Annotated in this window: 3 protein-coding genes; 2 read left to right on the top strand and 1 reads right to left on the bottom strand. The window is 39.3% G+C overall.

Features of this window, described 5'->3' with window-relative positions; all coding sequences use genetic code 11:
* Positions 1 to 400: 400 nt before the first annotated feature.
* Both BUB12_RS04020 and BUB12_RS04015 read left to right on the top strand, forming a co-directional pair.
* On the top strand, positions 401 to 6,373 hold the full coding sequence (locus BUB12_RS04020; RefSeq protein WP_072888290.1) for a S8 family serine peptidase: 5,973 nt from the start codon (positions 401 to 403) through the stop codon (positions 6,371 to 6,373).
* 177 nt (positions 6,374 to 6,550) lie between these two features.
* Positions 6,551 to 11,620 carry a cell wall-binding repeat-containing protein gene (locus BUB12_RS04015; RefSeq protein ID WP_072888288.1) on the top strand — a complete coding sequence of 1,690 codons (5,070 nt, stop codon included), beginning with the start codon at positions 6,551 to 6,553 and terminating at the stop codon, positions 11,618 to 11,620.
* Between the two features lie 289 nt (positions 11,621 to 11,909).
* On the opposite strand, the gene BUB12_RS04010 is transcribed toward BUB12_RS04015, so the two are convergent.
* Complete coding sequence (locus tag BUB12_RS04010; RefSeq protein ID WP_072888286.1) at positions 11,910 to 13,934, bottom strand: acyltransferase family protein; 2,025 nt, start codon at positions 13,932 to 13,934, stop codon at positions 11,910 to 11,912.
* Between the last annotated feature and the right edge of the window lie 253 nt (positions 13,935 to 14,187).

The raw sequence follows: 14,187 nt of genomic DNA, 5'->3' as shown, positions 1-14,187 counted from the left end.
ACAAAAGTACTAGGCATTATAACAAAGATATTACATATAATTAAAACTGTTGACAGTATTTTAAATTTTTCTTATAATTGGTTTACTTAAAGATTGCAACACCTAGATTATCTAACTTACATGAGATATATGTCTCATGTTTTATTTTTGCCTTAATATTTCGGAAAATTTCGACAAGTAGTAGGGCTATATCTTCAGTTTCAGCAAATTTCTATATGAATTAATACCTATTATTAGTTCTTTTACGACTAATTAATAGTATATTCGCATCATGAAATGCATCAGAGACCTAGACTGATAGTTTTTACTTAAAGGGGGTGAGATGCTTTTTTTGTGATGTCTTGAAGGTGAAATCCTAAAAGGCAAAATAGCTACATTACTTTAACAGAGGAGGAACCAAATGGGTAAGAAAAAAAGACAAGTTCGGGTATTCAGTATACTAACTTCCCTATTAATGATTTTTTCACTTATTACTCCAGGGTTTGTTGGTGCTCAAGGCATCAATAAGGTTAGTCAATCCTTGAATGACTCGAATGCTTCTATTCAGAGTAAGTTAACTGATCGCTTACTTACTGAATTTGAAGATGAAGATCAAGTTACATTCTTAGTTAAATTTAAGGAAAAGGCCGATGTAATGAAGGTTGCTAAGGAAGCAAGGTCAAAAGCCCAAAAAGCAAACCTTTCTGCATATCGCCAAGAGCTAGCGCAACGTTCTAGTGTTATCTCAGAACTAAAGGCTACTGCACTAGAGTCCCAAGCGAATGTAAAGGACTTTTTAGAAGCAGAGGCTGATAAAGGGAATGTCGAAAATATTCATTCCTACTATATTGTTAACGGGATGGCAGTAACAGCTACAAAAGAAATTGCTGAAAAGATCGCTACATTTGCAGAAGTAGAAAAGATTCTTCCAAATGAAGAGCGCCGTTTAATTTCTACTGTAGAAACAGGTGTAGAACCTGCCGAGAACAGTATTAATAATATTGAATGGAATGTTGACACTGTAAATGCACCAGATGCATGGTCAATGGGCTTTGATGGTGCAGGAACAGTTGTTGCTAACCTTGATAGTGGGGTTGACTTGTATCACCCTGCACTTGAAAGGAAGTATCGTGGATACGATGAAGCAACTGGTGAATTTGACCATACTTATTCATGGTTTGACCCAAGTGAAGGAGATAGTTATCCTACAGATGGTCATGGCCACGGTTCACATACAATGGGAACGATGGTTGGTAGTGAAGAAGATGGATCAAACCAGGTTGGAGTAGCTCCTGGTGCTAAGTGGATTGCTGCTAAAGTGTTTGATTCAGCTGGTGGTACTTCAGACCAAATCCTTTTAGATGCGGCTGAATGGATGCTTGCTCCAGGAGGAGACCCTGACATGGCTCCTGATGTTGTAAATAATTCTTGGGGTGGCGGACCTGGAATTGATGAATGGTATATGGATGCTGTTGATGCATGGAGAGCTTCTGAAATTGTTCCTGTATTCTCTGCAGGAAATACAGACTTGTTTAATCCAGGTGGACCTGGTTCAGTTGCTGCACCAAGTAACTATCCGCAATCATTTGCTGTTGGTGCTACTACAAACACTAATGCATTAGCGGACTATTCATTACAAGGACCATCGCCATATGATGAAATTAAACCAGATATTTCAGCTCCAGGTTCAGGAGTTCGTTCTGCAGCACCTGGTGGAGGATATCAAGGTATGAATGGTACTTCCATGGCAGCGCCTGCTGTATCTGCTGTTGTTGCGTTGCTTCGTCAGGCCAATCAAGGCTTGACAGTTGATCAAATTGAGCAAATTTTGATGGAAACAGCTGATGCTGAGGCTGGTACAGATAGTACTTTCCCAGATTCACCTAATAATGGATATGGATATGGTATTGTTGACGCGTTTGCCGCGGTATCATCTATCGCATCCGGATTAGGTACAATCGAGGGTACAGTAACTAGAGATGGAGAAGATACGGTTGCGCCTACGTATGAACATACAGCGCCAAGTGAGACATATTCTGGTCTTGATTTAGACCTAAATGTTTCTGTTAGTGATGATGTAAGTATCACTTCGGTTGAATTACATTATGGTGATACAGTAATTGAAGCAAATCAAACATCTGGTAACTATAAGTCAGGTGAATTTGCAGTTACTGTGCCAGGTGACGATTTAGAAGTTGGTACCTTCAACTATACATGGGTAATTAACGATTTTGGTGGCAATGAAGTAGTAAGTGATGAGTATTCAGTAGAAGTTAAGTCAGGTATCTCTACTGGTTATTTCGAAGATTTTGAAGAGAATGATCCAGTTGGTTGGTATTCAATTGGTGAAAATAGTGCGTGGGAATGGGGTGCACCTACCTCAGGACCTGGTGAAGCAGTCTCTGGTGAGAATGTTTATGCTACAGGACTAAATGGTGACTATAACTCTAGTATGGATGCAACACTTGTTATGCCTCCGATTGATATGCCTGAATCAGGAGATGCATACTTACAATTTAAGAGTTGGCACCACTTTGAATATTCTTCTACGACTGGTAGAGTTTGGGATTATGGACAATTAGTCATTTCTACTGACTTAGAAGAGTGGACAGTACTAAGACCATTCGAACAGGAAAAAGAAGCATGGAATACAATAGAGGTTGATTTAAGCGATTACCTGGGAGAACGAGTGTACATCGGTTATTACACATCTTCTGATGGTAGTGTAACTAGACCTGGGTGGTATATAGATGATGTTGCATTAACAACGGATTCTATTTATGACAGTGATGATGTACCACCTACATTCGAACACGAAGCTCCAACAGAATCGTATGCTGGACAGGCATTAAGTTTAAGTGTGGAAGTGTTTGATAACTTGCTAGTTGGCGGTGCGACACTTCACTATCTTGATGGAAATGATGATTGGCAACAAATTGAAGCAGAAGAAGTAGAAAATAATGATGCACAAGGCATTTTCTCAGTTATCGTTCCTGGTGAAGAAGTCACCGGAGAAACATTCACGTATAAGTGGGTTGTTCGTGACTATAACGGGAATGAAACGGAGTCTTCTGAATATGATGTTCAATTAAACCAGCCAATTACTGTTGGATATAGTGAAGACTTTGAAGATGGTGCATTAGGTTGGACTGTAACTGGAGACCTAGAAGACGATGTATGGGTTCTTGGTGAACCTACTTCTGGTCCAAATGAAGCAGTCTCTGGTGAGAATGTATTCGCAACCAATTTAGGTGGTGATTATCCATCTAGCATGAGAGAGTATTTGATTATGCCATCGGTATTACTACCAGAAGGGGAATCGTATTTAGAATTCCAAAGCTGGCATAATTTTGAAGAGTCTTCCTCTGGAACAGCTTGGGATTATGGACAAGTTGTTGTTTCAACAGACATGGTTGAATGGGAAGTTCTTCAACAGTTCCAAGGGGAAGCTGAATCTTGGGAAACCGCAACAGTTGATCTGTCTGAATATGCGGGTCAGCAAGTTTCTATCGCATTTTATGCTTACTCTGATGGGATTGTAAATAGACTTGGTTGGTACATTGATGATGTGGAGTTAACAGATACGCCACAAGGTGAACCAACTAATATGGATAAAGAAGAAATGCGAAATGCAATAGAAACAGGGCCTAGAGGTGATGAGAAAACCGAACCTGCTGCGAAAGTTGTTACAGCAGAAGAAGATGTTAATGGATTAAATGCGGAGTACCGTCCAACAAATGTACCACTTGCTGCACAAGTAAGTGTACTAGAGTCAGGACGTTCAACAAGTACTGATCCTAGAGACGGAACCTTCTCGTTATTACACGAAGCAGGAACGTTTACAGTAGTCGCTGAATCTTATGGATATCATTCCACTGAAGAGGAAGTGACATTGGAAGAAGATGGTGTTGCTGAAGTAAACCTAGTTTTAGAGGAACTTCCTAAAGCAACAGTAAGTGGAACAGTTACTAATTCACTATCAGGTGAAGCTATTGAAAATGCAACCCTTCTACTTGTAGAAGATGCAAATATTGAACCTGTTAGTACGGATGCAGAAGGTAACTTTGACCTAACTGCTTACGAAGGTGACTACACAGTTAAAGTAGTTGCTAGTGATTATGAATCAAAAGAGGTTTCTATCACTTTAGATGGTGATATGACTCTGGATGTTGAGCTAGATCCATTCTTTGCCGTTGGTGAGAATGAAATTGGCTATGATGATGGAACAGCGGAAAATGCTCGTGCATTCTATGATCCAGGTAATGGTTGGGCAGTGAAAATGTCTCTACCAGAAGGAAAGGACCAAGCAATTGTAACAGATGGTGTCTTCCAATTCCATGGAACAGATTGGCCTTCTCCTGGTGGTACTGAATTTGCTGTTGAAGTTTGGTCTGCTGGTGCCGATGGTATGCCAGACGAAAAATTAGCAGGTCCGGTAGATGCAGAAGCAATCCGCGATTTAGAACAATGGACAGTTGTTGATCTACGTGAACATAGCATCAAAGTAGATGGAGACTTCTATATGGTTTATGTTCAAACTCAAGTTAACACTCAAGCACCAGGATTAGCAACAGATGAAAATGGCGAAAATGCGGGAAGAAGTTACCAATTGGTTGGTGGAGCTTGGTCTGCATCACCTGCTGAAGAAGGTAACTATATGATCCGTGCTAATGTTGCTTATGGTGTTGAGAACTCTGAGATCACATCACCAATTGACGGATCAATTACAAATGAAACAACGATTACTGTTGAAGGAACTGCTACACCAACTACAACAGTTGAACTATACAATAATGATGTATTAGCGGGAACTGTTGAAATTGATGATAGTGGTAGCTTTGCAGCAGACGTTGACCTTTCCGAAGGGGAAAACTCTTTGGTAACAAAAACATACGTCGATGGTGAGCTAGCTAAAATCGGTGATCCTGTTACAGTAACCCTTGATACAGCATTACCAGAATTAACGGTTACTAATCCTCTAGAAGGAGATAAGTTTAACCGTGGAACGGTATATGTTGAAGGAACAGCAGCAGATGAGCATTTTGCTAGCGTAGAAGTCAATGGAAAACAAGTTGCTGTTGAAGATGGTAATTTCTCTGAACGAGTCATGCTTGATGAAGGTGAAAATATCATTGAAGTTTCAGCATATGACTTAGCAGGTAACGTCTCAACTGAAGTAATTACAGTAACAGCTGACTTTAATTCACCGGTTATTGAAAATCTTTCACCATCTGAAGACATACACGTAGGCTATGGTGAAACAGTAACAGTTGAATTTGATAGTGAGCCAGGACTAGAAGCTTCATTCTCTGTTCTAATGCCACTAACAAATACTGGTTTAGCAAATGCAAATGAATTTGCAATGGAAGAAGTTTCTGAAGGCCATTATGTCGGTCACTATACGGTAACTAATGTAGCTGCTGCAGAAGGTGCTGTAGTAGAAGTTAAAGTAAGTGATGCGCATGGTAATGAAAGTTACGAAAGAGCAGAAGGTAAACTATTCTTAGACCCTGAAGTTGAACGTGTCAATGGAGAAACACGTTATAACACTTCAATCGAGATTAGTCAAACTGGATGGGATTCTGCTGATAAAGTAATTCTGGCTCGTGGTGATGAATATGCAGATGCTCTAAGTGGTGTGCCTTTAGCTGCCCAATTAGACGCACCAATTCTATTAACACGTTCTAATGAATTACTAGATAGCACGATGGCTGAGATTGAGCGCTTAGGTGCTACAGAAGTAATCATCTTGGGTGGTACAAACGCAGTCTCTGAAACTGTTGAAGCAACACTAGCAGACGCAAACCTTGATGTGAATCGTCTGTCGGGTGAAACAAGATATGAGACATCTGCTGCAATTGCCAATGTAATTGCTCCAGAAGGTACTGGACAAGCTGTTGTAGTAAATGGCTTAGATTTCCCAGATGCATTATCCGTTGCTTCCTATGCTGCTAGCGAAGGAATGCCAATCTTGCTAACACGTGCTGAAAATCTTCCATCTGGTACAAAAGCTGCAATTGCAGAACTAGGTATAACGGATACCATCGTTGTCGGTGGAACTCAAGTTGTATCTAATAATGTGATGAAAGCATTGCCTAATGCAGAACGCTTAAGTGGTGCAGATCGTTATGCTACTAATATTGCAGTTGCAGAAGAATTTGCAGTTAATAATAAGCACATGTATGTTGCAACAGGTAAAAATTACGCCGATGCACTTACAGGCGCAGTACTAGCTGCTAAAAATGATAGTGGATTGTTATTAGTTAGTAATGAAGTACCAGGGATAGTTTCTAACTATGTTGTTGAACAACAGTTAGTAAAACTAACAATCTTTGGTGGAACTGTAGCGATAGATGAGAACATTGCAAATAACTTACTAGAGTTAATGCAATAGTTTGATAGAAAAATAATAAGAATTCGCTTCCTACTAAGGAGGCGAATTCTTCCCAACATCATGATAAAACACCCTAGACCCTTAAAGTCTTTAAGGGGGTGAGTGTGTAGGTGTGAGTCTTGGAGGCATTCAAGGCAGATCTTCCAATAATATTTTTAGAATCAGAGGAGGAAACAAATGAGGAAGAAAAAACAACAAGTTCGGGCGTTTAGTTTTTTAATGACTATACTAATGGTCTTCTCACTAGTTACGCCAGGGTTTGTCGGTGCACAAGGCACTGGTAAAGCGCATATTTCAATGAATGATTCGAAGTCTTCTGTTCAAGCAAAAGTAGCTGATAATTTACTAGATCAATTTAAATCAGAAGACAAAGTAACATTCTTAATTAAATTTAAAGATAAAGCAGACGTTAAAGCTGCGGCACAAAAGGCAAGAGAAAATGCTGCAAGCTTGTCAGCATATAAACAGGAACATGCTCAACGTTCTGCAGTTATTTCTGAATTGAAAGCAACTGCATTACAATCACAAGGAAATGTTGTTGAGTATCTTGAATCAGAAGTAGCAAAGGGTAATGCAGAAGATGTAAATCCTTACTACATTGTTAATGGTATTGCAGTAACAGCAACAAAAGAGGTAGCTAAAAAATTGGCTACATTCTCCGAGGTTGAAGAGGTGCTTGAAAATCACTTATACCAACTTCAAAGAGACATAGACCGTGAAACCTTAAACCGTGCAACCTCAGACAACAATAATGTAACCTTAGAAGAAAAAGAAGAAATTAATAAGCAAAACAATCTACAAAACACTGAGTGGAATGTGGAACGTGTTAATGCTCCAGATGCATGGAGTATGGGAATAACTGGTGAAGGAACAGTTGTTGCAAACATTGATACAGGTGTACAGTGGGATCATCCTGCATTAATGGAAAAATATGCTGGTTATGACCCTGCAACTGGTGAAGTTGATCACTCAAACAGCTTTTTTGATCCAGTAAATGGTCAAACTGTACCTTATGATACTGACGGGCATGGAACCCATACAATGGGTACTATGGTTGGTAGTGAACCAGACGACTCGAACCAAGTTGGTGTAGCTCCTGGAGCGAAATGGATTGCTGTACAGGCATTTACACCAGATGGTGCATATCAAGATGACTTATTGGCTGGGGCTCAGTGGATTTTAGAGCAAGGCCCAGATGTAGTTAATAACTCATGGGGTGGAGGACCTGGTCAAAATGATTGGTTCCGTGAAGCAGTAATTGCATGGAGAGAAGCTGGTATTGTACCTGTCTTCGCTGCAGGTAATGTTACCTTAACAAACCCAGGTGGACCGGGTTCTGTAGCGGTTCCAGCTAACTATCCAGAATCATTTGCTGTAGGGAATACCATGAATACCGATTTAATTTCTAGCTCTTCATTACGTGGCCCATCACCATATGGGGAGATTAAACCAGATGTTGCTGCACCTGGTACAGGAATTCGTTCTTCAGTACCTGGAAGTAGTTATGGTGGTGCTAGTGGGACTTCAATGGCAGCTCCTGCTGTAGCAGGTCTTGTTGCTCTATTAAAAGGTGCGAATGCAGGCCTAGGTGTTGATGAAATTGAACAAATTATCATGGATACTGCAGAAGGAACAACTGATGCACAACATCCAGAGTCTCCAAATAATGCTTACGGTCATGGTATCGTTGATGCTTTTGCAGCTGTAACACAAGTTGCTGATGGTCTTGGTACCATTGAAGGTGTTGTAACGATGGACGGAGAAGATACTGAAGCACCAGAATATTCCCATGAACCCCCAAGTGGATTTTTCCCTGGTGGTGCGTTATCTTTATCTATCTTAGCAAATGATGACGTAAGTATTACTTCTGTAGAAGTGAGCTATGATGGAAAAACACTTGAAGCTGATCAAGTATCTGGAAATCATCGTTCAGGTGAATATGCTGTAGTGATTCCTGGTGAGGACACTGCTGACAAAGATTCCATCTCTTATCAATTTATTATTAATGACTTTGGTGGGAATGAAGTTGTAACAGAAGAATTTACTGTTGAAGCTTCCGATTATATTTATTATCATGACTTTGAAACAGAACCAACAGATTGGTCAACATTCCAAGGAAACACTGGAGCTGTTAGCTGGGAGTGGGGAGAACCTACTTCAGGTCCTGAGGGTGCTGTTTCTGGAGATAATGTATATGCGACTAATTTAGCTGGTGATTATAATACAAATGAATTCTCGTGGCTTGATATGCCAGCTGTCCAATTACCAGGTGGTGAATCGTATATTACGTTTGATGCTTGGTATGATATCGAAAATATTTATGATAATGCCTATATAGGTGTGACTACTGACCCGTTGGGTGAGTATACAGTATTAGATAACTTTACCGGAAGTTCAAATGGCTGGGAAACATTATCTTATGACTTATCAGAATTTAGTGGTCAAGAAGTATATGTGGCATTTATTATGGAATCTGACGTTAGCGTCGTAAATCCTGGAATGTACATTGATAATGTCATCGTTAGTCAACAGCCAGCAGTTGCAACTTCAAATGGGGCTATGACTCAAGCTATTACACCAATGGATGTACCATTAGATGCAACTGTAAGCGTGCTAGAAACAGGGCGTTCAATTAATACTAATCCAGCAGATGGTAGCTATTCAATGCTACACGAAGCAGGTACATTTACAGTGGTAGCTGAATCTTATGGTTTTGCTTCACAAGAACAAACGGTTGAATTAGGAGAAGACGGTACAGCACAAGCAGACTTTGTGTTAGAAGAACTTCCACAAGCAACAGTTAGTGGAACAGTTACAAATGAAAGAACTGGAGACCCAGTTGAAGGTGCAACACTTCTTCTTGTTGAAGATGCAAATGTTGAACCTGTTGCAACAGATGCTGAAGGTAATTATGACCTGACTGCATACGAAGGAACATACACGCTAAAAGTTGTTGCACAAGATTATCACCCAACAGAGGTTGAAGTTGAATTAGACGGAGACAAGACTGTTGATATTGAATTAGAGCCTTTCTACACTGTACCTGGTGGAGAAATTGGTTATGACGATGGAACACCGGAAAACGCTCGTGCGTTCTATGATCCAGGTAATGGTTGGGCAGTTAAAATGTCACTACCAGAAGGTCAAGAACAAGCAGTTGTAACAGATGGTGTCTTCCAGTTCCATGGAACAGATTGGCCAACACCTGGTGGTACTTCATTTGCGGTTGAAGTTTGGAGTGCAGGTGAAGATGGAATGCCTGGTGAAAAATTAGCAGGTCCAGTTGATGCAGAAGCTGTTCGTAGCTTAGATGAATGGACAGTTGTTGATTTACGTGAACATAATATCCAAGTAAATGGTGACTTCTTTATGGTTTATGTTCAAACTGAGGTAAACACAGCAGCACCTGGTTTAGCAACAGATGAAAATGGGGAAAATGCTGGTCGAAGTTACCAAGTTGTCGGAGGAGCTTGGTCACCATCTCCAGCTGAAGAAGGAAACTATATGATCCGTGCTCGTGTGGATTATGCTGTGGGAGAACCAGCTATTACTTCTCCAGTAGATGGAACAATTACAAATGAAGCAAATGTTACCGTTGAAGGTTCTGCATCACCTACAACAACACTTAATCTATTAAACAATGGTGAAGTTGTTGATTCAGTTGATATCGATGAAAGTGGTAACTTTGCAATCGATGTTGAGCTTTCAGAAGGTGAGAACGTTCTAAAAGCAGAGTCATATGTAGATGGTGAAATGGCGACAGAATCAGAAACAGTTACGGTTACTTTAGATTCAGAATCACCGGATCTAACTATCACCAATCCAATAGATGGTGAACTACTTAATAACGAAACCGTTACGGTTGAAGGTACCGTTTCTGATGCACATCTAGATTATGTAGAAGTTAATGGTGAACAAGCACCAGTTTCTGATGGCATGTTTTCTAAACGAATAATGCTTGATGAAGGTGAAAACGTTATTGATGTTGTAGCTTATGATTTAGCTGGTAACATGTCACAGCAATCAGCAACTGTAAATGTTGACTTTAGTGCTCCAGTCATTGAAAACTTGGAGCCAAGTGAGGATCAGCGTTTATACCCTGGTGAAACATTGAAGATTGAATTCGATAGTGAACCAGGATTAGATGCATCATTCTCCGTTCTAATGGCCCAAGGTGAACTTGGTCTTGATGAAAATGCCATTGAATTACCAATGGAAGAAGTTTCTGACGGACATTATGTTGGTTACTATACAGTAACAGATAATATATCTGCTGCTAAAGCTAATGTAAGAGTTAGTGTGACAGATGAATTTGGTAATCAGGTTTATCAACATGCAGAAGGTAAATTATTCTTTAATGACCTTGGAGTTGAAAGAATTAAAGGTGAAACAAGATATGAAACTGCAATAGAGATTAGCCAAGAAGGTTGGGATTCTTCTGATACAGTAGTCCTAGCTCGTGGTGATAATTTCGCTGATGCACTAGCAGGTGTACCTTTAGCACATCAATTAAATGCTCCAATTCTATTGACTAAAACGAATGAGTTATTAGATAGTACAATAGAAGAAATTGAGCGTTTAGGTGCAACAAATGTTATTGTTCTTGGTGGAACTCAAGCAGTATCTAGAACTGTTTCTAAGCATTTAGAAGATCTAGATCTAAATGTTGACCGTCTATCTGGTGATACTAGATATGACACGGCTGCTGCTATTGCAATGGCTATTGCACCAGATGGTGTTGACAAAGTAGTTGTTGCAAATGGACAAAACTATCCAGATGCATTATCTGTAGCATCATATGCTGCACAACAAGGTCTACCAATCTTGTTAACGAAGTCTGATAGTATTCCAGAAGCAACTCAATTTGCTTTCGGTGAATTAGGTGCGATGGAATCTGTCGTAGTTGGTGGTACTGCAGTAGTATCTGATGATGTGATGGATGCTTTACCAAATGCAGAACGTCTAAGCGGTCCAGACCGTTATGCTACAAGTACTGCAGTAGCTGAAGGATTCGGTGTAGATCAGAAGCATATGTATATTGCTACTGGTAAAGAATACGCTGATGCACTTTCAGGCGCAGTCTTGGCAGCTAAAAACGATAGTGGGGTACTATTGGTAGGTAGCGACCTTCCAGAAGTAGTATCAAACTACATCTCTGACCATGAATTCAAGAAATTGTATATCTTTGGTGGAGCAAATGCAGTTAGTGATGCTATAGCTGACTCATTATTTGAATTGCTACAGTAGACAATAAAAAAGACTTTTGGATAAAAATGGTCTTTCAGAAAGTGAAATCCGAACTATCTTGTAATAGATAGTTCGGATTTTTGAATTTCATAAACTAGAATTTTAAATTCAGCAGTAACTGCTTTGTTGACTCCAATATGGATAGTCAGAAGAATAAGTGAGACCCCCGCAGGGTAAAAGTTGAGGTCGATGACGAACGTCACGTTCTATACAACGGAGGCTCACCAACTGCCACTGGGAAGCGAAGTATATTTCCGTAGCAATGGGATTTTGATTATATAGGTTTGGTTTAGTTATCACCATCTTGCTCCTCAAATTCCTTAAGTGCTTTCTGGATTTCTTCTTTTAACGGTTCTCCGAGTGTTTGAGAATATAGTGTGCTAATATGATGTCTATCTCTGTATACTAAAACATTTCCGATAACAGCCTGACATGTATCTTCGTCACAAAAATAATTAGACAGATCGGCGAAATACACGTTGCTAGGAATTCCATCCGTAACCTCCCATGGTGGAGTAGAAGCGAGTGCATCTTCTCTTGGTATACCACAATCATCAGGGCCATTAACTTCTACACATAATGGAACATCCTCTTTCATTCTTGGATTATCGCGAATGGCAAAAATGTTTGTAACGCCATCAAATTTTTCCCACATTTCAATATACCCTTCTGGTACCTTTGTGCCACTGCTAGTAGTGGCAGTTGTAAAGATTAAGTCTGGTAGATCTTCTAATAATGCATCAACTATCTTTTCATTCCAGTCCATACATGTTTCATCTAATGCACCATCAAAATCTTGTGTAGAAAATCGGCATGCATCTTTGTTATAGACATCTATTTGTATTTTTTCTTCATCAGCAAATTGCATTAACGCAGGGAACCAGTGCCCAGAGTGGGAACCACCGACAAGTGCTATAGTAAATTCGGGATTATCCGTTTCTCCATAGGAGCATTTCTTAAATCCAAATTTATCAAGACTCACATAACAGCCATCTTGATAAAAGGCTGGTAATTTATTTTCCTCACCAACTGGAGTCCCAATAGGTTCAATATCTAGTGTAGCCTCAACATTATCATATAAGACACGTGCACCAGGATAATCACTGATCTCAAGTTGTTCATTGAATTCTTCTTGAGCACTGTCATGATATAATCCCCAAGCAGTATTTGAACCCAATACTAATGCTAAAAACATAACAATAATAGCTAATATCTTTCCTCTTGACTCCTGGACAGATAATTTTCGTATCGGTGATTCTAGTAATCTAGTTGATAAGAGTGATAAGAAGAACGAGATAAGCATAACTACTATGCCATCAAATATTGGTACCGTATCTGTTTGAAAGTAGGCATAATAAAAGACTAGTAGTGGAAAATGCCATAAATAAAATCCGTAAGAAATACCACCAAAATACATAAAAGGCTTAGACCCTAACAAACTCACCACATTATTTTTGGTACTATTTTCTGCAGCAATAATGATTAAGATAACACCTGAAGTTGGTAACAACGCTGCATAACCAGGAAATACTGTAGAAACTGGAAGCAGAATTCCTGTAAATACAATAATACCTAATCCAACCCATCCCAAAACTGTGCTCAATAATTTATTAAACGTCAGGTAGGGAATAAGTAATGCAAGAATCCCACCTAGGCTAAATTCCCACACACGAGCTAGAGTATCAAAATATGCCCATGGTTGGTTAACTGTAGTAATGTAAATGGAATAGGAAATAGATGTTATAAACAGGGTGACCAGCACTCCAAGTAATGTTTTTCGTGGTGGTGTTTTCAATAGTTTCTTAGCTATAATAAAGGCAATAAAAATAACGAGTGGCCAGGTTACATAAAATTGACCTTGAATCGATAATGCCCAAAAATGCTGTAGTGGACTAGCCTCATTATTCTGCGCCAAATAATCAATAGCATTGGTAGCTAACTGCCAGTTTTGAAAATAAAAAACGGATGCGAAGATCTCAGACATAGTTTGTTTCCATTGCACTTGTGGTAGAACTAAAAATGAAAAAACAACAGAAAAGAATAAGACAATAAATGCTTGTGGAAATAAACGCCTACCTAAACCAAGAACGTAATCAAAGTAATGAATTTGACCATGTCTCTCCATTTTTGATAATAAAGATGTTGTAATTAAATAACCCGAAACGATAAAGAATACATCAACACCTCCGGAAACAGAACCTAACCATATATGGTAGACAGCTACTAAGAAGGCGGCAACAGCACGCACTCCTTCAAGCTCTGGACGGAACTTTTTGTCTGGTCTCCTCAAATCGGATGATACTTGCTTCTTCATAGTGATCTACTCCAATACTTCAAAAATTATAGAATCTATTATACTAGTACTTCATTTTTCTGTCGAATCCTCTTTGTAGATGTTAACTTTTTGTCAGTCTATGATATAAAATGTAATGTTATGAATATTATGTAAAATAAGAAGGTTATTAGAGGGGAATGTCGAAATATAAGAATGTAGTAGTAATAGGGAATAAAGAGTGAGAAAGAGGTGATTCATTTTTAAATAATGAACTGTAGGTGCAAGGGATTAA

This window comes from Ornithinibacillus halophilus, assembly GCF_900129485.1.
Taxonomy (GTDB): Bacteria; Bacillota; Bacilli; order Bacillales; family Amphibacillaceae; genus Ornithinibacillus; species Ornithinibacillus halophilus.
Note: the sequence above shows the minus strand (reverse complement) of the source record. Positions and strands in the feature narration are given on the sequence as shown.